The sequence below is a fragment of the Promicromonospora sp. NPDC090134 genome (assembly GCF_044746965.1).
Classification (GTDB): Bacteria; Actinomycetota; Actinomycetes; order Actinomycetales; family Cellulomonadaceae; genus Promicromonospora.
In genome coordinates, this window is the sequence record NZ_JBIVCZ010000003.1 from 207,281 (window position 1) to 228,532 (window position 21,252).

16 protein-coding genes and 1 pseudogene are annotated in these 21,252 nt (G+C 74.2%); 8 read left to right on the forward strand and 9 right to left on the reverse strand.

Going from position 1 to position 21,252, the window contains the following annotated elements:
• Positions 1 to 17: 17 nt before the first annotated feature.
• On the forward strand, positions 18 to 809 hold the full coding sequence (locus ACIPN7_RS10595; protein ID WP_400540954.1) for a PAS and ANTAR domain-containing protein: 792 nt from the start codon (positions 18 to 20) through the stop codon (positions 807 to 809).
• Positions 810 to 815: 6 nt separating this feature from the next.
• On the opposite strand, the gene ACIPN7_RS10600 is transcribed toward ACIPN7_RS10595, so the two are convergent.
• Complete coding sequence (locus ACIPN7_RS10600; protein WP_400540957.1) at positions 816 to 2,549, reverse strand: CocE/NonD family hydrolase; 1,734 nt, start codon at positions 2,547 to 2,549, stop codon at positions 816 to 818.
• Between the two features lie 274 nt (positions 2,550 to 2,823).
• Here ACIPN7_RS10600 and ACIPN7_RS10605 point away from each other — a divergent pair, with 274 nt between their 5' ends.
• From ACIPN7_RS10605 to ACIPN7_RS10620, 4 genes are all read left to right on the forward strand, one after another.
• On the forward strand, positions 2,824 to 3,981 hold the full coding sequence (locus ACIPN7_RS10605; RefSeq protein WP_400540960.1) for a sensor histidine kinase: 1,158 nt from the start codon (positions 2,824 to 2,826) through the stop codon (positions 3,979 to 3,981).
• On the forward strand, positions 3,978 to 4,580 hold the full coding sequence (locus tag ACIPN7_RS10610) for a response regulator (RefSeq protein WP_397395763.1): 603 nt from the start codon (positions 3,978 to 3,980) through the stop codon (positions 4,578 to 4,580). Before ACIPN7_RS10605 ends, ACIPN7_RS10610 begins: the two co-directional genes overlap by 4 nt.
• Positions 4,581 to 4,600: 20 nt before the next feature.
• Positions 4,601 to 5,155, forward strand: a complete 555-nt coding sequence (locus ACIPN7_RS10615; RefSeq protein WP_400540963.1) for a histidine phosphatase family protein — start codon at positions 4,601 to 4,603, stop codon at positions 5,153 to 5,155.
• A 428-nt stretch (positions 5,156 to 5,583) separates the two neighbouring features.
• Positions 5,584 to 8,364: an AfsR/SARP family transcriptional regulator gene (locus ACIPN7_RS10620; RefSeq protein WP_400540966.1), complete on the forward strand. Its 2,781-nt coding sequence runs from the start codon at positions 5,584 to 5,586 to the stop codon at positions 8,362 to 8,364.
• Positions 8,365 to 8,462: 98 nt separating this feature from the next.
• Here ACIPN7_RS10620 and ACIPN7_RS10625 read toward each other — a convergent pair.
• A pseudogene (locus ACIPN7_RS10625) lies at positions 8,463 to 9,344 on the reverse strand (DUF5937 family protein); the annotation flags it as partial.
• 103 nt (positions 9,345 to 9,447) lie between these two features.
• On the opposite strand from ACIPN7_RS10625, the gene ACIPN7_RS10630 reads away from it, so the two are divergent.
• On the forward strand, positions 9,448 to 12,360 hold the full coding sequence (locus ACIPN7_RS10630; protein ID WP_400540969.1) for an AfsR/SARP family transcriptional regulator: 2,913 nt from the start codon (positions 9,448 to 9,450) through the stop codon (positions 12,358 to 12,360).
• Here ACIPN7_RS10630 and ACIPN7_RS10635 read toward each other — a convergent pair.
• The 4 genes from ACIPN7_RS10635 to ACIPN7_RS10650 are packed head-to-tail and all read right to left on the reverse strand — an operon-like array spanning position 12,275 to position 16,177.
• Complete coding sequence (locus ACIPN7_RS10635; protein ID WP_400540972.1) at positions 12,275 to 13,027, reverse strand: succinate dehydrogenase/fumarate reductase iron-sulfur subunit; 753 nt, start codon at positions 13,025 to 13,027, stop codon at positions 12,275 to 12,277. The genes ACIPN7_RS10630 and ACIPN7_RS10635 overlap by 86 nt on opposite strands.
• Positions 13,024 to 15,015, reverse strand: a complete 1,992-nt coding sequence (locus ACIPN7_RS10640) for a fumarate reductase/succinate dehydrogenase flavoprotein subunit (RefSeq protein ID WP_400540975.1) — start codon at positions 15,013 to 15,015, stop codon at positions 13,024 to 13,026. The genes ACIPN7_RS10635 and ACIPN7_RS10640 overlap by 4 nt, the downstream gene beginning before the upstream one ends.
• Positions 15,016 to 15,068: 53 nt before the next feature.
• Entirely contained in the window at positions 15,069 to 15,893 is an 825-nt protein-coding gene (locus ACIPN7_RS10645) for a hypothetical protein (RefSeq protein WP_400540978.1), read from the reverse strand.
• The gene (locus tag ACIPN7_RS10650) at positions 15,890 to 16,177 is read right to left on the reverse strand and encodes a hypothetical protein (protein WP_400540981.1); all 288 of its coding nucleotides are present in this window, start codon (positions 16,175 to 16,177) and stop codon (positions 15,890 to 15,892) included. Before ACIPN7_RS10650 ends, ACIPN7_RS10645 begins: the two co-directional genes overlap by 4 nt.
• Before the next feature lie 198 nt (positions 16,178 to 16,375).
• Here ACIPN7_RS10650 and ACIPN7_RS10655 point away from each other — a divergent pair, with 198 nt between their 5' ends.
• Positions 16,376 to 16,921 carry a ferritin gene (locus ACIPN7_RS10655; RefSeq protein ID WP_400540984.1) on the forward strand — a complete coding sequence of 182 codons (546 nt, stop codon included), beginning with the start codon at positions 16,376 to 16,378 and terminating at the stop codon, positions 16,919 to 16,921.
• Between the two features lie 63 nt (positions 16,922 to 16,984).
• Here ACIPN7_RS10655 and ACIPN7_RS10660 read toward each other — a convergent pair whose 3' ends face one another.
• The 3 genes from ACIPN7_RS10660 to ACIPN7_RS10670 all read right to left on the reverse strand — a co-directional run bounded on the left by ACIPN7_RS10660 (position 16,985) and on the right by ACIPN7_RS10670 (position 20,507).
• A complete protein-coding gene (locus ACIPN7_RS10660) occupies positions 16,985 to 18,541 on the reverse strand; it encodes an RNA-guided endonuclease InsQ/TnpB family protein (RefSeq protein ID WP_400540987.1) in 1,557 nt (518 codons plus the stop codon).
• A 109-nt stretch (positions 18,542 to 18,650) separates the two neighbouring features.
• Entirely contained in the window at positions 18,651 to 19,043 is a 393-nt protein-coding gene (locus ACIPN7_RS10665) for a hypothetical protein (protein ID WP_400540990.1), read from the reverse strand.
• A gap of 111 nt (positions 19,044 to 19,154) precedes the next feature.
• A complete protein-coding gene (locus tag ACIPN7_RS10670) occupies positions 19,155 to 20,507 on the reverse strand; it encodes an FAD-binding oxidoreductase (protein ID WP_400540993.1) in 1,353 nt (450 codons plus the stop codon).
• A gap of 150 nt (positions 20,508 to 20,657) precedes the next feature.
• On the opposite strand from ACIPN7_RS10670, the gene ACIPN7_RS10675 reads away from it, so the two are divergent.
• Positions 20,658 to 21,179 carry a PH domain-containing protein gene (locus ACIPN7_RS10675; RefSeq protein WP_400540996.1) on the forward strand — a complete coding sequence of 174 codons (522 nt, stop codon included), beginning with the start codon at positions 20,658 to 20,660 and terminating at the stop codon, positions 21,177 to 21,179.
• Positions 21,180 to 21,252 lie beyond the last annotated feature (73 nt).

Sequence of the window (21,252 nt, forward strand, 5' to 3'; positions counted from 1 at the left end):
GGATCTGGGAGGTCCCTGTGTCCTTGATCGAACAGCCCCGCACGACCGCCCTGAGCGACGACCAGAACGACCGCTCGACACTCTCCGCGGAGTTCTCGCCCGCTGACCTCATGCGCACGATGGGTCTCGGCACCAATCTCCTGGTCGGCACCTACCGCGTCGAGCTCACCTCCGGGACCTGGTGGTGGTCCGACGAGGTCTACACCATGCACGGCTGGAAGCGGGACGAGATCGAACCGGGGCTCGACGCCCTCCGCTCCCGCAAGCACCCGGACGACCGGAGCCGGGTGGTCCGCGCCGCCAGCCAGGCGTTGCGCGTCGGCCGCCCGTTCGCGTGCGCGCACCGCATCGTGGACCGCAACGGCCGCACCCGGTCGGTGGTGGTGACCGGTCAGGGCAGCCAGAGCGACCGCACCCGCTCGCCCGAGCTGGTCGGCTACGTCGTGGACGTCACGCCCGTGCAGAAGGAGGCGCTGGACCGGGAGGCGGACGGGGCAGTCAACCGCGCCTTCGTCAGCCAGGCATCGATCGAGCAGGCCAAGGGCGTCATCGTCGCGGTGCGGGGCGTCGACGAGAACGGGGCGACGGAGATCCTCGTCGACGCCGCACGCAAGGCCGACGTGACACTGCGCCTCGCCGCCGACCAGGTGATGGAGGCGCTGCACGCCGACAACGAGAAGACCGGAGTCACGCAGGCCGCGCTCAAGCGCGCGCTCGACGTCGTCCACCCGGTGGGGCGGCCGCGCGGCCACGACGCGCTGCTGACCCGGCGGCCGCGTCGCACGGACACGCGCCGCCGGGACAACTGAGCGGCGTCAGCCGCGGCCGCCGGGTGCCGGCACCCTGAAGGACGGCTCACCCGGGGTCAGCTCCGCGGTGAAGGCCGCCAGGTAGGAGTCCAGCCAGACGGCGCGCCCGCCCTCCGTGGGCGCGTCGCCGGCCGGGTCGTCCACGGCGAGCTCCAGCCGGGCGTCGCGGACGCGGATGGTCTGGCCCGACGGCGTGTCCACCCACGAGCCGGACTGGATCGAGCCGATCTCCACGGCCAGCCGGTGCCCGGCGGCCAGCGTCCAGTCGGTCGACTCCAGGTCGAGGGTCACCCGGCCCGAGTCGATGACGGCGGCCTGCTCGACGAACGGCACGGCCGTCCCGTCCGGGGCGACGTCGTGCAGCTCGACCAGCACGTTGCCGGTGCCCCGCACGTCCAGCGCCACCTTCGGCGTCCCGACGACGCGGGTGTCCCGCTCAACGGGCGCGGACCAGGTGAACCAGCTCGACCGGGCGCCGTCCTGCTCCTCGTCGGGGCCGCCGTCGTCCACGTAGGAGCCGCCGCCGAGCGCGATCCGCGCGGTCCGGTCCGCGGTCGGCCACGTGTCCTCGGCGCGCCAGGCGCCGGTGCTGTCCTGGATCGAGAACGCGGGGTAGGCCGTCGTCGGCTCCACGTCCTTCAGGTGCTCGTCGTAGAAGGCGCCGATCTCGTCGAACCAGCCCTCGCGCCCCATCTTCCACGTGCCGTCCTCGGTGCGGTCGTTGCCCCGCACGTGGTCCCACGGGCCGAGCCAGCCGCGCTGCGGGCCGTCGTGGTTGGCGAGGTACTCGGCCATGCCCTCGGGCCGGGTGTTCCACTCCAGGAAGCCCTGGGTGACGAACAGCGGGGTGTCGCTCCCCTTGGCGTGCTTCGCCAGGTCCCGGTCCCGCCAGTAGCTCGTGCCCGGGTCGGCCTTCAGGTTGTTCACCGTGTTGGCCGCGAGGCACTCGGGGTGCGCCAGCTCGTACCTCGAGTTGGCCACGTAGCGCTCGTCGTCGTCCGGCAGCTGCGGGAGCTGGGCGATCGTGTTGTACGTGCTCGGGGCGATGATCCCCTCCTGCCGCGGCACGCCGTGGGAGCGGACGCGGTCGTACATGTCCCAGATGGGCTCCTGGGCCACGACGGCCTTGAGCGCGTCCTGGTCCAGGTTGTTGCCGATCAGGCCGGTGACGGCGTCGTACGACTTGCCGTACATGCCCACCGCGCCGGTGGACCACGACTGGTCGGCGGCCCAGTCGATCGCGGCGGCGACGTCGGCCTGCTCGCCGGGGCCCGCGAAGTCGAGGCAGCCGGTCGAGCCGCCGTAACCGCGGGTGTCCACCAGGACCAGGGCGTAGCCGCGGTCGAACAGGTCGATGCCCTCGACGAGGTCGCCGAACCGGTCGGACGGGCCGGTGTGCGCGTGGCCCTCCTCGGAGATCTCGCCCGAGTGCCCGAAGTACGAGCCGGCCGACAGGATCACCGGCACCCGGTCGCCCTTCCCCAGCCCCTCCGGCAGCAGGACGTCGGCGTGCAGCTCGACGTCGGAGCCGTCCGAGGACGGGAAGTAGTGCTGCGTCCAGGCGGCGCCCTCGGGGACGCGGTCGTTCTCCGCGTGCGTCACGGGACGGTCCGCGGTCGCGACGGCGGCCTGCTCGTCCGACGGTTTCTGCGCTGTGGCGACGGGGAGGCCGACCGCGCCCGTCAGGGCGACGGCGGCGAGGGCTGACACGGTCGTGACTGCGGCGCGTGTGCTGTGCACGTGCTCCTCCAGGGTCGTGGATGGCTGGTTCGGCGGTGAGGTGCCTGTGGCTCGATCACACCCGAGCTTTCACCCGCCCGACAGTGGGACGACGTCACCGGCCGGTCGTGACATTCGTCGAGCACGGCCGTGACACGGCGTCACTGGTGAGGTCGGCGTCGGGCACGAATACTGGGTCCCGCGCGACCCTTCCCGCCCGACCCGTCCCCGCGCGACCCGGAGTTCCCATGGAGACCAAGCCCGCGAGCGTGCACCACCTGCCGGGTACCGACCGTTGAGGCCCGGACGGACCGCTCTGTCCGAGCACAACGAGGCCTCCCAGGGGCGGCTGCGCCGGCTCAACCTGGTGCTGCAGGTCCCGCCGATCGCGCTCGCGGGGGCGGTGCTCGTCGCGTTCGACCACAAGAGCCCGTGGAGCACGGTGGCCCTGGTCGCGGGGGTGGTGGCCGCGGTCGTGGCCATGGAGCGGTGGACGGCGGACGACCTGGCCCGCGTCGCCGTGCCCTGCCTGGCCGCCGGCGCCGTGGTGTGGCTGTTCGGCGCGCTCGTGGCGGGCAGCAGCACGGCGTTCTACGGACTCGGCGTCGTCGGCTCCCTCGTGGTGCCGCAGCTCCCGCGGCACCGGGTCGCGGCGCTGCTCGGGCTCGCCGTCTTCATCGCGGCCGCGGGGGCGAGCCGGCTGCTGGTGACCCAGGACGACGTCGGCGGCGACCTGGTCGCCTACGTGATCGTTCCGACGGGTGTCTTCGTGCTGGCCACGGCCCTGCTGTACGGCAACCAGCGGTACCTCGACCTCATGAAGGAGACGCGCGACCGCGAGGCGGAGCTCGCCGTGGCCCAGGAGCGGATCCGGTTCGCGAGCGACCTGCACGACATCCAGGGCCACACCCTGCACGTGGTGAAGCTGAAGACCGTGCTGGCCCAGAAGCTGGTGCACGCCGACGCCGACCGGGCGCAGGAGGAGCTGCGCGAGATCCACGCCCTGGTCGCCGACACGATCGCGCAGACCAAGAACCTGGCGCACGGGCAGCGGCGGCTCAACCTGTCGGTCGAGCTGGAGAACGCGAAGAACCTGTTCGAGGCCGCGGGCATCGACGTCCGCGTCGACCGCGTGGCCGAGGCCGACCCGCGCACCGCCGAGCTGCTCGGCCAGGTGCTGCGCGAGACGACCACCAACATCCTGCGGCACGCGCAGGCCTCGCTGGTGCGGATCACGCTGTCCGGCTCCGGCATCGACATCGTCAACGACGGCGTCCGGGACGGGCCGCCGCCCGCGCTCAGCGGGCTGTCCGCCCTGCGGCAGCGCGTGGCCGAGGACGGCGGCGAGCTGACGGTGGAGCAGGGCGCCGGACGGTTCCGGACGGCGGCGGCGTTCCCGCAGGCAGGCGCGGCCCCCGCGCCGACGACGAGAGCACTGGAGGGCAGCCGATGACCACGGTGGTACTGGCCGACGACGAGGCCCTGCTGCGCAAGGCCCTGGCCGCGCTGCTCCCCCTGGAGGGCGACATCGAGGTGCTGGCCGAGGCCGAGGACGGCGCCACCGCCGTCGAGGCCACGCTGCTGCACCGGCCCGACGTGCTCGTGATCGACCTGGAGATGCCGGGGGTGGACGGGCTCGGCGCCGTCGCGCAGATCCGCGCCGCGCGCCCGGACCAGGTGATCCTCATGCTCACCCGCCACGCCCGGCCGGGGGTGCTGCGCAAGGCGCTGCGGCTCGGCGTCCAGGGCTTCGTCAGCAAGTCCGCGGAGCCGGCGCACATCACGCAGGTCATCGCCGCGCTGCACGAGGGCAAGCGCTGGATCGACCCGGACGTCTCCGCGCTCGCCGTCATCGACGACTGCCCGCTCACGGAGCGGGAGGTCGACGTGCTGCGGGTGACGAGCAAGGGCTACTCGGTCGCCGAGATCGCGGCCCAGCTCCACCTCGCGGAGGGCACGGTGCGCAACTACCTCTCGAACGCGATGCAGAAGACCCAGACCCGGACCCGGCACGAGGCGGCCCGGTACGCGCGGGAGCACGACTGGTTGTAGGGGCGCCTAGGGTGGCTGCCGTGCGCACGCTCGACGTCGTCCGACACTCGCTGACCCGCAAGGGCGTGTCCCGCTCCCGGGGCGCCGGGTCGCACCTGTCGCCCGAGGGCGTCCGGCTCGCGCGCCGGCTCGGCGAGTCGATGCCCGACATGGCCTACGTCGCGGTCGGCGACCTGCCCCGGCACCTGGAGACGGCGATCGCCCTGGGGTTCGCCGTCGACGAGCAGGTGGCGTGGCCCTCCGGGTACGTCGAGGGCGAGGTGGACCACCACGACCAGTGGACCTGGGACCAGCCCTTCGTCCGCTACGCGGCGCTGCTCGCCGCGGGGCGTGGGTTGCACGACGTCGCGCAGGAGCACCTGACGCACTGGCGGCGCGTCCTCGACGCCGTGCCCGAGGGCGGGGCCGCGCTGATCGTCTCGTCCGGCGGTTCGATCGAGCCGGTCCTGGTCGCTGCCTTCCCCGGCGCCGACCACGCCGCCTGGGGCGGGCCGCTGCACCAGCTCGAGGGCGCGACGATCGAGGTCGAGGACGGGCGGTTCACAGGGATCACGGTCCGGCGCGGCCGGCCGTGAGGTGGTGTGCGGTGGGGGTGTGCGGCCGCGATGGCGATGATGCGGGCCGGTGCGCGTTCGGGGCCGCCGCCCAGCGGAAGTGCGCTTCTACCCAGTCATTGGGCCCGGAATCATGGCGTTTCCGGGCCAGATCGCTGGGTAGAAGCGCACCTTGCCCGGGCACCGAACAGACTGTCGACAGCGGGGTGCGCGTCGCAGCCCGGAAGCGGGTGCGGCTCCGCGAGGTCGACGGCGGCATGGTGCGCTTCTACCCAGTCATTGGGCCCGGAATCATGGCGTTTCCGGGCCAGATGGCTGGGTAGAAGCGCACCTTGCCCGGGAACCGGCGCGACGGCCTCTCCTCGACCCATCGGCCCTGACCTCTGCGCCACAAGGCGGCGAAGCACGATACTGAGCAGGCACAAGGACGGCCGACCCAGGGAGCGGGCATGGCACATGTCACGGGCCGGCTGTCGGTGCGCCTGCTCGGCCCGTTCGCCGTGACGGTCGACGACGCGCCCGTCGCCCTCAGCTCCCGCCTGCGCACGCTCCTCGCGGTGCTCGCGCTCGACGTCGGGCGGCCCGTGCCGGCCGAGCGCATCGCCGCCGCGGTGTGGGGCCAGGACCGCCCCGCCGACCCCCGCAAGGCCATCCAGGTGCTGGTCACCCGGCTCCGCACGGCGCTCGGGGCCGACGCCGTCCGCACCACCCCCGGCGGCTACCAGCTCGACGTCGCGCCCCAGGCCGTCGACCTGTCCCGGTTCGAGTCGGCGCTGACCGAGAGCCGCACGGCGGCCGACCCCGCCGAGGAGTACCGGCTCCTGCGCCAGGCCCTCGCGCACTGGCGCGGCTCCCCCTTCGAGACCGTTGACTCCGACCTGCTCGTCACGGTCGACCGACCGCGCCTGGTGCAGCCCGCGCTGGCCGCCGTGGAGCGGTGCGCCGACCTCGCACTGGCCGGCCGCGCCCCGCACCCCGGCAGCCCCGGCAGCCCCGGCAGCCCCGGCGAGCCAGACCTCGGCGACCTGGCCGCCGCCCTGCGCGAGCTCGTCGGCGTCCACCCGCTGCGCGAGAGCCTGTGGGTCCGGCTCATGGCCGTGCTCGACGGCACCGGCCGGCGCGCCGACGCCCTGGCCGCCTACCAGGACCTGTACCGGATCCTGCGCGACGAGCTCGGCACCCCGCCCGGCGCGGAGGCCCAGGCGGCGCACCGCCGCCTCCTCGCGCCCGAGCCGCCCGAGCCGCCCGAGCCACCAGCACCGCCGGCACCACCAGCCATGCTCCCGCCCCCGGAACGCGCCTTCCGTGGCCGCGCCGCCGCCCTCGCAGCCCTCGACGCCCTCCTCGACACCGCACCAAGGATCGCCGTCGTCGACGGACCGGGCGGGGTCGGCAAGACGGCGACGGTGCTGCACTGGGCCCACCGCGCGTCCGACCACTTCCCCGGCGGGACCCTCTACGTGAACCTGCGCGGCTACTTCCCGACGAACACGCCACTGGCCCCCGCGGTCGCCGTCCGCCAGCTCCTCGACACCCTCGGCGTCCCGCCGGCCCGGATCCCCGACGACGCCGACGCCCAGGCCGCCCTGTACCGCTCGGTGCTCGCGGACCGCCGGGTCCTGGTGGTGCTGGACAACGCCCGCGACGTCGAGCAGGTGCGACCCCTCCTGCCGGGCGGACGGCGCTGCGTCGTGGTCGTCACGAGCCGGAACCGGCTCGGCGGCCTGGTCGCCGTGGAGGGCGCCGCCCGCCTCGCCCTCGGAACCCTCACTCCGGCCGAGGCCGAGGACCTGCTCGCCGCCCGGCTGGGCGCCGCCCGCCTCGCCGCGGAGCCCGAGGCCGTCCGCGAGCTGCTGGCGCTGTGCGGCGGGCTCCCCCTGGCGCACGTGATCGTCGCCGAGCGCGCGGCCGCACGGCCCGGGGCGCCGCTCGCCGGCCTGGTCCGCGAGCTGCACCGCTCCCGCATCGCCGCCCTGTCCACCGGCCGCGACCATGCGGCCCGCTCCGTCTTCTCGTGGTCCTACCGCGCGCTCGGCGCGGACGCAGCCGCGGTGTTCCGCCTGCTCGGCCTGCACCCCGGGCCGCACCTCACGATCCCGAGCGTCGCGAGCCTCGGGTCGCTCCCCCGGGACCGCGCCCGCGCCGCGGTCGCCGAGCTGGAGCGCGCGAGCCTCCTGATCGAGCTCGCGCCGGGCCGGTTCACCATGCACGAGCTGCTCATGGACTACGCGACCGAGCTGGTCGCGCAGGACCCGCCCGAGCAGTCCGGCGCCGCGACCGTCCGCATGCTCGACCACTACCTCGGCATGGCCCACGAGGCCGAGGGGGCGCTGGCGCCCACCGAGGACCGGCACACGGTCGGCCCGCCGTCGGACGGCGTGCTCGGGCCGCCCCCGCCGTCCGGGTACGACGCCGCCCTCGCCCTCTTCGAGGGCGAGGCACCCGTCCTCGTCGCGATGGTCCGGCGGGCCGCCGCCACCGGCAACCACGAGCACACCTGGCGCATCGCGCGCTGCCTGCGCCCGTACCTGTGGGGGCGGCGTCAGGTCACCACGCTCCTGGAGGCAGAGCGCCTGGCGCTCGCCGCGCTGGAACGGCTCGGCCGCGTTCCGGAGCAGGTGGGCTCCCGCCGCTGGATCGCCCACGCCCTCATGCGGCTCGGGCGGCCCGACGACGCCTGGCGCACCCTCGAGCCGACGCTCCCCCTGGCCGAGCAGCCGGCCGAGCAGCCGGCCGAGCGCCACGCCGAGCGCCACGCCGAGCACCAGGCCGAGGTCGACGACACCGCGCGGGCCTGGCTGCTGAACACGACGGCCGCGGTGCTGGCCGAGCTGGGCCGCCCGGACGAGGCCCTCGACCACGCGGAGCGAGCCCTCGTCCTCTTCCGCGGCACGGGCGACCTCTTCGGCGACGGCTGCACCGAGTCGGCGGTAGGCCTCTACCTGCGCCGGCTGGGCAAGCTCGACGACGCACTGGCGGCCGCGCGCCACGCGTACACCACCCTGACGGACGCCGGCGACCTCTGGCTCCGCTGCTACACCCAGGAGCTCGTCGGCGACGTCCAGCTCGACCTCGGCGAGCCCGCCGCCGCGGCCGCCGCCTACCGGGCGTGCGCCGAGGACCTGCGCACCCTGGGCCGCACGGACGAGCTCGCCGGGATCCTCGGCAAGCTCGACGTCGCGGCCCGGGACGCCGATGCCGACGCCGATGCCGACGCCGCTGGGCGCTGAACGACCGGCAGCACCCGGTCGCCGTCGAGCACCGCCTGACCGAGCGGCGTGAGGGTGTGCCAGACGCTGTTGCGCTCCCGCCGCGACGCGATCAGCCCGGCCTCGCGCAGCACGGACGCGTGCTCCGAGGCCGACGGCGCGGAGACGCCGATGTGCCGGGCCAGCTCGCTGGTGCTGGCGCCGTAGGTCAGGGCCGCCAGCGCGGCCGCGCGCGTCCGGCCGAGGAGCGCGGCCAGCGCCCGGTCGTGCCGGCCGCTGCCGGCCGGGCGGAGCCAGGACAGCCGGTGCGGGACCGGGTACACGAGCACCGGCGCGAGCCCCGGGTCGGCCAGCGCGATCGGCGCGCGCCAGCAGAAGAACGCCGGCTGCAGGGTGATCCCCCGGCCCTCCAGGTAGACGTCCCGGTCGGCCGCGGTCCCGACGCAGAGCACCGGGTCCCGCCAGGTGACGGACGGGTGCACCGAGCTGAGCAGCGCCGCCGTGCCGCCGCTGGTCAGGGTGCGCACGTGCGCGGCGACGTCGGCCTCCACGGCGCTGCGGACCGCGGACCAGTAGGGCGCGAGCGCCTGGTCGTAGTACGCCTGGGCGGCGCGCCCCAGCCGCCGTCGGGCGGGCGCGGAGCGCGCGAGGTCGACTGCCCAGCGCGGCACGTCACGCTGCCCGCCCAGGAGCTCCAGCTCGTCCCGGAACCTGGCGGACGGCGTGCTGGGCACCGTCCCCAGGCCCGCGCCGAGCTCGGTGGTCCCGCCGGCGGGCGTGCGGAGGTCGGGCGTGTACCCCCGCGGCGGCGTGAGCCGCAGGTAGGAGCGCGCCTCCCAGGTCAGCGCGGACACCACGCGCGAGCGCCACTGGGCGAAGACCAGGGGCCCGCCCGGCTGGTTGACCTGGTGCGCGCTGAGCACGGCCTCCCACAGGGGGTCGGGCCCGGGGGCGAGCCGGACCCGCAGCAGGTCCTCGGCGGTGAAGTGGATCCGTAGCATCGGCGCCCTCCTGCGTGCCGCCGGATCTCGGCGGCACCGACCATTCCACGCGGTGGCGGTTTCAAACCGCTTTCACTTTCGGTCGGGACCCCGACCCGGCAGGATGGCCGGGACGGGGGGCGCGACGGTGCGGGACGGGATGCGGATGGACGACGGGCACGAGCCCGCGGTCACGGTCTCCGTGCTGGGCACGTTCGCCGTCGTGGTCGACGGCGTGGAGGTGCGCCTGCCGGGCCGGCCGCGCACCCTCCTGGCCGGGCTGGCGGTCGGCGCGGGCGCGCCGGTGTCCGTGGAACACCTCGTCGACGTGGTCTGGGGCGAGGATCTGCCCGCCTCCCCGCAGGGGTCGCTGCAGGTGCTGGTCCGCAGGCTGCGGTCCGTCCTGGGCGACGCCGTGGTCGAGACCGTCCCGGGCGGGTACCGGCTCGCCGTCCCGGTCGGGCGCGTGGACGTCGCGTCGTTCGCGGAGCTGGTCCAGGCCCGGCCCGCCGAGGCGCCGGCCGCGGAGCGACGGCGCCTGGCCGACGCCCTGGGCCTGTGGCGCGGCGCGCCGTTCGACGGGGTCGGCTCCGAGATCCTGCACGCGGTCGAGGCTCCCCGGCTGGAGGAGCAGCGCCTGGCGGCGCTGGCCCGCCGGATCGAGATCGACCTCGCGACGCCGGACGACGCCCTGGTCGCGGAGCTGCGCGGTCTCACGGACCGGTACCCGCTGCAGGAGCGCTTCTGGGGGCACCTCATGACGGCGCTGGCTCGCAGCGGACGGACCGCCGAGGCCCTCGACGCCTCGGCGCGGCTCGAGCGGACGCTCGCCGACGAGCTGGGCATCGGCCCCGGGGAGGCGGTCCGGCGCCTGCAGCGGGCGATCGCCGGCGCAGAGACCGCCGGCGCAGAGACCCCCGGCGCGGAGTCCGCCGGCCGACCGGGCGGGGAGCCGGGCCGGGTCCCGCGCCAGCTCCCGCTCGGTCCCCTCGCCTTCAGCGGGCGCGCGGGCGCGCTCGCCGAGCTCGACGCGTTCCTCGCGGACGACGGCGCGCCCCGGTCCGCGGTGCTCGACGGCGCGGGCGGCGTCGGCAAGACCGCGACCGCGCTGCACTGGGCGCACCGGGTGGCCGGCCGGTTCCCCGACGGGCAGCTCTACGCGAACCTGCGAGGGTTCGACCCCACGTCGGCGCCGGTGCCGCCGTCCACGGTGGTGCGGGCGTTCCTGGAGGCCCTGGGCGTGGCCAAGGGCCGCGTCCCGGCGTCGGCGGACGCCCTGCTCGCGCTGTACCGGGGCGTCGTGGCCGGACGGCGGCTGCTCGTGGTGCTGGACAACGCCCGCGACGCCGACCAGGTGGCGCCGCTCCTGCCGGGGTCCGGGCCGGGCGTCGCCGTGGTCACGAGCCGCGCCACCCTGACCGGCCTGGGCGCCGCGCGGGTCCCGCTCGGCACCCTGACGCCGGCCGAGGGGTTCGACCTGCTCGCCCTGCGGGTCGGCGCCGAGCGCTGCGCGGCCGAGCCGGAGGCCGCGCGCCGGATCGTCGAGCGGTGCGCCGGCCTGCCGCTGGCCGTCGTGATCGCCGCGGCCCGGGTGCTGGCCCGGCCGGCGTTCCCGCTGTCGGCGGTCGCCGACGAGCTGGCGGACGGCGGCGCCCGGCTGGACACGCTGGGCGACGACGACGCGATGGCCGACGTCCGCAGCGTGTTCGCCACGTCGTACCGGGCGCTGTCGCCGCAGGCGGCACGCCTGTTCCGCCTGCTCGGGGTCCATCCCGGGCCCGACGTCGCGGCGGCCGCGGTCTCGTCCCTCGTCGGCGGCCCCGGCGCCGAGGGCGCGCTGGCCGAGCTGGTCCAGGTGAACCTCGTGACGGAGCACGCCCCCGGCCGGTTCGCGATGCACGACCTCGTGGCGGAGTACGCCCGCGAGCGGGCGCGCGAGGACGAGACGGCGGCGTGGCGGGACGCCGCCGTGGGGCGCGTGACGGCCTGGTACCTGGGCGTGGCGCTGGAGCTGGACCGCCGCAGGTGGCCGGGGCGCGTCCGCCAGGAGTTCGTCCGGGACCCCGGCCCGGTCCGGGTGCCGGACGAGGAGCCGGCCGCCTGGTTCCGGGCCGAGCGGACGGTCCTGTTCGCCGTCGTGACGGCGGCCCGCGAGCACGGGCTTCCCGGCGAGGTGCTGTCCCTGGTCTGGGCCCTCTACAGCACGCTGTCCCACCACGCGGAGCAGCGCGACGCGCTGTGGACGGTGCTGGTCGCGGCGCGCGACGTCGCGGTCGAGGTCCGGGACCGCCGGGCGGAGCTGTGGTGCACCCGGTACCTCGCGGCGGTGGCGGCCGCCGCGGGGCGCCGGAGGGAGTGCGAGGAGCTGCGGCGACGCACCATCCACCTGGCTGCCGAGCTGGGCGACGTGCGGGGGCTCCAGCTCGCGCACCACGGCTACGCCGGCGACCTGGTGCGCTGGGGGCGGCACGACGAGGCGGTGGCCCAGGCGGAGCAGGCGCTCGTGCACGGCCGCCGCTCGGGCGACCCCTTCCACGAGGCCCACGCGCTGAACATCCTCGCGTGGGCCCTGGCGCACGCCGGCGACCTCGACCGGGCCCTGCCGCTGGCCGAGCGGGCCCTCGGGATGCTGAACGACCGGGACAACCCGACCACCCGCGCCGTCGTCTGGGACACGCTCGGCCACGTGCACACCGGTCTGGGCGACCCGGAGCGGGCGATCGTCTGCTACCAGGAGGCGGCGGTCCGGTTCCGGGAGTTCGACATGCGGCAGGACCTGGTGGCGGCCGAGCGGCGGCTCGCCGTCCTGCTCGGCGAGGCCGGCCGCTGGACGGAGGCCCGCGACGCCTGGCAGGAGTGCCTGGACCAGTCCGTCGAGCTCGGGCTCGGTGGCGTCGCCGGGATCCGCGCGGAGCTGGCCCGGGCCACCGCGGAGCTCGGCCGCGCCGAGCTCAACCGCGCCGGCGCGAGATCGTCCGGCCCAGCCAGACCAGGGGGTCGTAGCGCCGGTCCGCCACCCGCTCCTTCATCGGGATGAGGGCGTTGTCGGTGATCTTGATCCCCTCGGGGCACACCTCGGTGCAGCACTTGGTGATGTTGCAGCGGCCCAGGCCGTGCTCGTCCTGCGCGGCGGGCACCCGGTCGGCGACGTCGAGCGGGTGCATCTCGAGCTCGGCGACCCGCATCAGGAACCGCGGGCCGGCGAACGCCTCCTTGTTCTCGTCGTGGTCGCGCACCACGTGGCACGTGTCCTGGCACAGGAAGCACTCGATGCACTTGCGGAACTCCTGCGAGCGCTCGACGTCGACCTGCGCCATCCGGTACTCGCCCGGCGCGAGGCCGTCCGGCGGCGTGAACGACGGGATCTCGCGCGCCTTGGCGTAGTTGAACGACACGTCCGTCACGAGGTCGCGCAGCACCGGGAACGTCCGCATCGGCGTCACGGTCACCACGTCGGTGGGCGCGAACACCGACATCCGCGTCATGCACAGCAGCCGCGGGCGCCCGTCGATCTCGGCCGAGCACGACCCGCACTTGCCCGCCTTGCAGTTCCACCGCACCGCGAGGTCGGGCGCCTGCGTGGCCTGGATCCGGTGCAGCACGTCGAGCACCACCTCGCCCTCGTTGACCTCCACCTCGAAGTCCGCGAGCGCCCCGCCGGAGGCGTCCCCGCGCCAGACCCGGAAGCGACCCTTGTAGCTCATGCCGTTCCTCCCTCGGGATGCAGCGCCGCGGGCCGCCCGGCCTCGGGGTGCCCGGCCAGCTCGGCCGGCGTGTAGTACTTCTCCAGCTCGGACAGGTCGAACAGCGCGAGCAGGTCCGGGCGCATGGGTTCCCGCTCGGCGGGTTCGACGGCGGTCCGCGGTACCACCGCCGCCCCGGAGCCGAGCCCCGAACCGTCCCGGACGCAGTGGGTGACCAGCACGCGGTGCCGCCACTCGGCGTCGAGCCCGGGGTGGTCCTCGCGGGTGTGCCCGCCGCGGCTCTCGGTGCGCAGCAGGGCCGAGGACGCGACGGCCTCGCTGACCATGAGCATGTTGCGCAGGTCCAGCGCCAGGTGCCAGCCGGGGTTGTACTGGCGGTGCCCCTCGACGACGACGTCGTGCACCCGGGCCCGCAGCTCGGCGAGCCGGTCGAGCGCGGCGACCACCTCGGCCTCCGTGCGGATGATCCCGACGAGGTCGTTCATCACGCGCTGCAGCTCGGCGTGGAGGGTGTAGGGGTTCTCGCCCGCCCTGCTGACCGGGTGCGCGTCGAACGGCGCGAGCGTCATGGCGGCCGCCGCGGCGACGTCCGCCGCCTGGACCGCGGGACGGCGCTCCAGGCCGACGACGTAGTCGGCCGCGCCGAGCCCCGCGCGCCGGCCGAACACCAGCAGGTCGGACAGCGAGTTGCCGCCGAGGCGGTTGGAGCCGTGCATCCCGCCGGCGCACTCCCCCGCCGCGAACAGCCCCGGCACCCGGGACTGCCCGGTGTCCGGGTCCACGGCGATGCCGCCCATCACATAGTGGCAGGTGGGGCCGACCTCCATCTGCTCGGCGGTGATGTCGACGTCGGCCAGCTCCTTGAACTGGTGGTACATCGAGGGCAGGCGCCGCCGGATCTCGTCGGCCGGCATGCGGCTGGCGATGTCGAGGTAGACGCCGCCGTGGGGTGAGCCGCGGCCCTCCTTGACCTCGGTGTTGATGGCGCGGGCCACCTCGTCGCGGGGCAGCAGGTCGGGCGTGCGGCGGTTGGTCTCCTGGTCGTCGTACCAGCGGTCCGCCTCGTCCTCGGACTGGGCGTACTGGCCCTTGAACACGTCCGGCACGTACCCGAACATGAACCGCTCGCCGTCGGAGTTGCGCAGCACGCCGCCGTCGCCGCGCACGCCCTCGGTCACGAGGATGCCCTTGACGCTGGGCGGCCAGACCATCCCGGTGGGGTGGAACTGGACGAACTCCATGTCGATCAGGCTGGCGCCGGCGCGCAGCGCCAGGGCGTGGCCGTCGCCCGTGTACTCCCAGGAGTTGGACGTGACCTGGAACGACTTGCCGATCCCGCCCGTGGCCAGCACGACGGCGGGCGCGGAGAACAGGACGTGCCGGCCCGACTCGCGCCAGTACCCGAAGGCCCCGGCGACGGCGCCGTGGTGCTCGGTCCCCGCCTCGGGGTCGGTCAGCAGCTCGGTGATCGTGCACTCCGCGAACACCCGCAGCCGCGCCTCGTAGTCGCCGGTGGCGGCGTGGTCCGCCTGCTGCAGCGCGACGATGCGCTGCTGCAGGGTGCGCAGCAGCTCCAGCCCGGTCCGGTCGCCGACGTGCGCGAGCCGCGGGTAGGTGTGCCCGCCGAAGTGGCGCTGGCTGATGCGGCCGTCGGGCGTCCGGTCGAACAGGGCGCCGTACGTCTCCAGCTCCCAGACCCGGTCGGGCGCCTCCTTCGCGTGCAGCTCCGCCATCCGCCAGCTGTTGAGGAACTTGCCGCCGCGCATGGTGTCGCGGAAGTGCACCTGCCAGGAGTCGTGCTCGTTGACGTTGCCCATGGCCGCCGCGCAGCCGCCCTCGGCCATCACGGTGTGCGCCTTGCCGAAGAGCGACTTGCAGACGATCGCGGTGCGCAGCCCGCGCTCGCGGGCCTCGATCGCGGCGCGCAGCCCTGCACCGCCCGCGCCGATCACGAGGACGTCGTAGTCGTGTCGTTCGATCTCGGTCAAGGCCGGGCTTCCTCTCCGACGGGCCGTGCGGTGTTCGCTGTCCGGGGTGGTCGCTATCCGATGAGGCGCAGGTCCGTGATCGTCCCGCGCGCGACGAGCATCACGTACAGGTCCGTGAGGATCAGCGAGGCGAGCGTGATCCAGGCGAAGAACATGTGCCGCGTGTTGAGCGCGGAGATCCGGGTCCAGAACCAGTAACGGACCGGGTGCTTCGAGAAGTGCGTGAGGCGGCCGCCCATGACGTGCCGGCACGAGTGGCAGGACGCCGTGTAGCACCACAGCAGGACGACGTTGGCCAGCAGCACCAGGTTGCCGACGCCCACGACGAACCCGTCGTCGGGATGCCGGAACGCGACGAGCGCGTCGTAGGTGTTGACCAGCGAGACCAGCACCGCGACGTAGAAGAAGTAGCGGTGCACGTTCTGCAGGACCAGCGGGAAGCGGGTCTCACCCGTCTGCCGCCCGTGCGGCTCGGGCACCGCGCACGCCGCCGGCGCCAGCCAGAAGGACCGGTAGTACGCCTTGCGGTAGTAGTAGCAGGTCAGCCGGAAGCCCAGCAGGAACGGCAGGCTGAGGGCCGCGTACGGGATCAGCGGGTGGTCCGGCAGGAACATGCCGAAGTGCGAGGACCCCGGTTCCGACGCGCACCCGAGCGACACGCACGGCGAGTAGAACGGCGTCAGGTAGCGCTCGTCCGCGAAGAAGTACTGCTGCTGGAAGGCCCGCACGCCGCCGTAGACGACGAAGACCAGGAGGCCGGCCGCCGTCGCCGCCGGGGCGAGCCACCACCGGTCCGTGCGCAGGGTGCGGGCCCCGACGGCGGCGCGCCCCGGGGTGTCGACGCCGCGCGCGCCGACACCACGCGCCGTCGCCGTCACGACCGGTCGCCGTGGTAGCCGCCGAGCCCCTCGTCGTCGGCATCGCTGAACATCGACTCGTCCAGCGGGGTGTCGGGCACGACGACGTGCTCGGGAACCAGGTCCGGGACGCCTCGCGCGGGGTGCGCCGCGGCGAGCTCGCCCGCGTCGATCTCCAGCCGCTCCAGGTCGTTCACCAGCCGGCGCACCTCGGGTGCGTCACCGAAGGCGCCGCGCACGTCGGCGACGCTCCGACGCAGCTGCTCGATCGAATGGCGCAGCGTCGCGAACTCGGTGGTCGTCATGGGACACCTCCTTGGCGACGCGCCTCACCCCGTCGTGAGGTGCGTCACACCAGACTCTGCCGTGCACGTCCCGGTTAGGCAAGGGCGAACCCCGCCTGAGCGGCGAGCGATACGGGAACGAGACGTGATCGGCCGGCGCTCCCCCGGCTCGTCCCGGCGCACCTGCACCGGCCCGGCCTCTGACCTACCGTTGGCCCCATGACGACGACCGATCCGAACTCCGAGTACCTGCGCCTCCTGGGCGAGCAGGTGGGCCACGAGTTCGCCGCGCACCTGCAGTACGTGGCGATCGCGGTGTGGTTCGACAGCCACGACCTGCCGCAGCTCGCCGCGCACTTCTACCGGCAGGCGCTCGAGGAGCGCAACCACGGCATGATGATCGTGCAGTACCACCTCGACCGTTCCCTGCCCGTGCGCATCCCGGGCACCCCCGAGGTGCGCAACGACTTCGCGAACGTGCTGGAGCCCCTGCAGCTCGCGCTCGACCAGGAGCAGCAGGTGACCAACCAGATCGAGGCGATCTTCCGCGCGGCACGCGCCGAGGGCGACGCGCTCGGCGAGCAGTTCCTGCTGTGGTTCCTGGAGGAGCAGGTCGAGGAGGTCGCCGCCGCGACCACCCTCGTGACCGTCGCCAAGCGCGCCGGCGACAACCTCTTCGACCTGGAGAACTACGTGGCCCGCGAGACCATCGGCGACTCGGGCGAGTCGGCGGCGGCACCCCGCGCGGCGGGCGGGGTGCTCTGACCTACGGCGTGTTTCGGAAGCCCGAAGGCTTGTGAGACACCGCCCTTCTCGGGCGTCCAACCCTCAGGCCTCGGGTGGGGTCTGAGGGTTGGTTCCTACGTCGTCCAGTCCCTGACCGTCCTGGCCATGAGGGCCAGGATGGTTGGGGGTGTCCTGTCGGTAGGCGTTGGTCACGGGGCCGGCTGCTTGACGGTCCCCGACCCGGGCAGCACCACGCCCCCCACCCTCCGCGGCAGTACTTGCCGGGGTGGTGGGGGTGTGGTTCTCGGCCCAGGCGGCGAGATTGACGGCGGCATTCAGATCCCGGTCCAGCACCAACCCGCACGATCGGCAATCGAACACGCGGTCCTGGAGCGTCAGGTCCTTGCGCAGTGTCCCGCAGGTGGAGCAGGTCTTGGAGGAGGCGAACCACCGGTCCGCGAACAGGACCTGCCCGCCACGCCAGGCCTGCTTGTACGCGATCTGCCGGGCGAGCTCTCCCCACGCCGCGTCGTTGATAGCGCGCGATACGCGCCGGTTGGTGGTCATGCCGGTGATGTTCAGGTCTTCCAGGACCAGTAGGGCGTGAGTCTTGACCAACTGGTTGGACACCTGATGCAGCACATGACGACGACGGTTGCGGGTCCGGGCATGCTGCCGTCCCAGACGGACGACAGCCTTCTTCCGGTTCTTCGAACCTCTCTTCTTCCGGGTCACGGCTTTGGACAGGCGGCGCAGCCGCGGCAGCCCGCGTCGAAACGCGCGAGGATTCTCGACGCGCAGGATCTCGACACCGCCGGTCGAACCGGCCACGGCCAGGGCGTGCAGGCCACGATCCACACCCACCCAACCCTTCTCACCGCGAGACTCACCGCGAGGATCGTTGTGCTGCGAACTGTCATGTCCGCCGTCGACGTTCGCAGGTTGGTCGGCGCGCTGGGCCGCGTGCCGGGCAGCGGGATGCAGGTCGGCAGCCTCCACGGTGATGGAGATCCACCACCGGTTCGCACCACGAGACACCGTCACGTACAAGATCCGGGCCCGGCCGGTGCTGATCATGCGGCGCAGCCGCCGGGTGTCCTCCCGCACGCGCAGGCTGCCGATCTTCGGCATGCTCACCGACCGGACGCGCTGCCCGTCGCCGACCCGGATGCTCGACCGGCCTGTGCTGGCCTTGTTCCGGATCCGGAACGACCCACCCGTCGGGCTCTTCTTCTTGAACCGCGGGAACTGGACCTTCGGCCCCTTCCGAGCACCGGCGATGGAGTCGGTGGCCGCCTTCAGTCCTCGGCCGAGGTCGACGGCGGCCTCCTCGAACACCTGCGCCACCACCTGGTCACGCCAGACCAGACCTGTCACCTCAACCCGCGCCCGTCCGTCGGCAGCGACGAGGAACCGACGTCCCGCATCCTCGGACCGCTTCCAGGCATTGAACGCATTGATCAGATCAAAACCCGACCACGGCACCCGGACCCCACCACGAACCTCACCGACACCAAGGCCCGCAGCCGCGCGTGCCTCCTGGAGCAGCCGCAGGGCTTGGTTGAACGCGAACCTCGCCGCCCCGACCTGCCGGAACAGCACACGTTCCTGCTCGACCGACGGGTCGAGACAGAACCGGAACGAGGTGTGCCTGGGCATACGGACAAGGCTGCCAGGCATCATCTCGACATTCGAACCCTCGTTCGACAGTCGCTGCGGGCTCCGCTCACACTTGTCCGCTGAACGCCAACGACTTCCGAGACGGGCTCTAGGCCGGCTCCGCGTACACGTCTGGTCCGCCCTCGTTCTCCATGAGCTCGTCGAGCAGCTCCTCAAGGGCGACCAGACCATCGAGCCGGAACTCGTAGGGCACCGCGCGGAGGGCGGCCGCCGTCCGCCGCACGACCGGCAGGCGCTCACCGGCCCGGCCCGCGCCGACCGTCCCCCGCGGGATCGCGTCCTCGACCAGGTGCGCCGTGTCGACCCGGTCGGGGTCGAGGCTCTGGTACGCCACATCCAGCAGGCCGTCGAGCACCTTCCGCAGCCGCGCCCGATCCTCAGGCTCCGCCGAGGTCAGGGCCGCGAGCAGCCCGGGCTCGAACGCCCACCCGGGGTCGGGCAGGGCAACGGTGTGCGCCACGCCTTCGACGTCGAACCACATGATGCCCTCGATCCCGGCCCGTAGTGACGAACCCGGGGTTCGGGTCCGCTCTGACGGAAGCAACCTAGAGAACACCCGGCCGCCTGCACAAGGCGATCGCGGGTGAACCTTTCAGGCCGTCGCCGGCGGGATGTTCTGGTTCAGGTGGAACACGTTCTCCGGGTCGTACGCGAGCTTGACCTCCGCGAGCCGCGCCAGCTTCGCCGGCGGGTAGGCCCGGCGGACGCCGGCCGCGCCGTCGTCGGCCAGGACGTTGACGTAGACGCCGCTCGCGTACGGCTCCAGCAGGGCAGCGCTCGTGCGGGCGGCGGCGATCCGCCGCTCGTCCTCGGCCGGGTCGGTCCAGCCGGTGGCCACGACATACTCGAACCGCGCGTCGCGCTGGCTGAACGCGGCCTCGTCGTCCGGCACCTCCGCGATCGCGCCGCCGTAGGCCTGGAGGCCGGCCCGCACCTCGGGGTCGTGGGCGAGCAGCGCCTCCAGCGCGGCGTCGGGCAGCTCGCGAAAGTAGTGGCCCTTCCAGTAGCGACGCACGGCGTGCCCCCTGACGCTGTCCTCCCGGGTCTGCAGCTCCAGGTAGGACAGCTCCTCGATCCGGCGGGCCGACGGCGTGCCCAGCGCGTCGAGCTCCCGCGCGTGCTCCCGGCCCTCGTCGGGGTCGCCCACCCAGACGAAGCCGAGCGTCGCGACGCCGTCGTGCACGGCCGCGGTGTACGTGGCCTGCCGCGGGGCGTAGGCGCTGAGGTCGCGCCACCGGAAGGCCGCCGACGCCGCGGACGACGTCGGCGCCGCCCCGTCGCCCGCCCCCGCCGCGCCGATCGGGAAGTCGAGCTCCACGCCGAGCGCCCGCGTCCCGGTCGGGTGCAGGCGGAACTCGAACTCGGTCACCACGCCGAAGTTGCCGCCCCCGCCGCGCAGCGCCCAGAACAGCTCGGGCCGCTCGTCGGCCGACGCGCGGACCACCTCCCCGGCCGCCGTCACCACCTCGTAGGCCACGACGTTGTCGCAGGCCAGGCCGTACTGGCGGGCCAGCCACCCCATGCCGCCGCCCAGGGTGAGCCCGCCGACGCCGGTGTGCGAGACGTTGCCCGCCGTCGTGGCCAGGCCGTGGGGCTGGGTCGCCGCGTCGAGCGCGCCGAGCAGGGCGCCGCCCTGCACCCACGCCCGCCGGCGCTGCGGGTCGACGCGGACCTCGCCCAGGGGCGTGAGGTCGATCATCAGCCCGCCGTCCGGCACCCCGTGGCCGACGACGCTGTGCCCGCCGCACCGGACGCCCACCTCCAGCCCTTCGCGCCGGGCCAGCGCGAGCGCCGCGACGACGTCGTCCGTCGTGCGGCAGCGCACCACCAGCGCCGGCCGGTGGTCGACCATCGCGTTCCATACCGCGCGGGCCTCGTCGAACCCGGCGTCGCCCGGACGCCGCAGGTCGAGCCCCGTCGCCGCCGGGTCTTCCGTGATGTCCATGCTGCCGTCTCCTCGCGCCTCGTGGGACCGTGCTGCAGGAGAGACCGTCCGTCGCGGCGGGACTCATCGGGGTGCGCCGGACCAGCCCGCGACGAGCCCACGGCCAGGAAATTTGTTGCCGCCGCTCCCGGGCGTTGGGACCATGACCGGGTGACATCGCCGCTGACCGACGAGAGTCCGAGCCAGCCCCTGCGGCTGCGTCCCCCACGACATGCCGTCGACCCACGCGCCGTGGGCTGGTGGGCCCTCCAGTGGGTGCTGCTGACGGCGGTGCCCGTCGTCGTCCTGGTGGTGCTGGGCGTGCTGATCCCGCCCGCGCGCTTCTGGCTCCTCCTGCCGGCGGGCATCCTGGCCGTCCTCGGGGCGGCCGCCGCGCTCGCCCTGCCGCGGCTGTGGTTCCGCCACCACCGCTGGGAGGTCACCGACGAGGCCGTCTACACCCGCACCGGCTGGTTCTTCCAGGAGTGGCGGGTGGCCCCGCTCTCCCGGATCCAGACCGTCGACACGGCCCGGGGGCCGCTGGAGCAGCGCTTCGGCCTCGCCACGCTCACCGTGACGACGGCGTCCGCCCGGGGCGCCGTGAAGATCGAGGGGCTCGACGCCGGGACGGCCGCCGACCTCGCCGCCGGCCTGACCGCCGCCACGCAGGCCACACCCGAGGACGCGACCTGAGCGCCGCCGACGGCGCCCCGGCGCCCGACGACCCCGCGCCCGACGACCCCACACCCGACGACGTCACCTGGGA

Bases quoted from the DNA above. Each gene is read 5' to 3' on its own strand.
- ACIPN7_RS10665 (WP_400540990.1), bottom strand. From the start codon at position 19,043: ATGTGGTTCGACGTCGAAGGCGTGGCGCACACCGTTGCCCTGCCCGAC.
- ACIPN7_RS10655 (WP_400540984.1), top strand. From the start codon at position 16,376: ATGACGACGACCGATCCGAACTCCGAGTACCTGCGCCTCCTGGGCGAG.
- ACIPN7_RS10635 (WP_400540972.1), bottom strand. From the start codon at position 13,027: ATGAGCTACAAGGGTCGCTTCCGGGTCTGGCGCGGGGACGCCTCCGGC.
- ACIPN7_RS10660 (WP_400540987.1), bottom strand. From the start codon at position 18,541: ATGCCCAGGCACACCTCGTTCCGGTTCTGTCTCGACCCGTCGGTCGAG.
- ACIPN7_RS10630 (WP_400540969.1), top strand. From the start codon at position 9,448: ATGGCCGGGACGGGGGGCGCGACGGTGCGGGACGGGATGCGGATGGAC.
- ACIPN7_RS10650 (WP_400540981.1), bottom strand. From the start codon at position 16,177: ATGACGACCACCGAGTTCGCGACGCTGCGCCATTCGATCGAGCAGCTG.
- ACIPN7_RS10620 (WP_400540966.1), top strand. From the start codon at position 5,584: ATGGCACATGTCACGGGCCGGCTGTCGGTGCGCCTGCTCGGCCCGTTC.
- ACIPN7_RS10670 (WP_400540993.1), bottom strand. From the start codon at position 20,507: ATGGACATCACGGAAGACCCGGCGGCGACGGGGCTCGACCTGCGGCGT.
- ACIPN7_RS10610 (WP_397395763.1), top strand. From the start codon at position 3,978: ATGACCACGGTGGTACTGGCCGACGACGAGGCCCTGCTGCGCAAGGCC.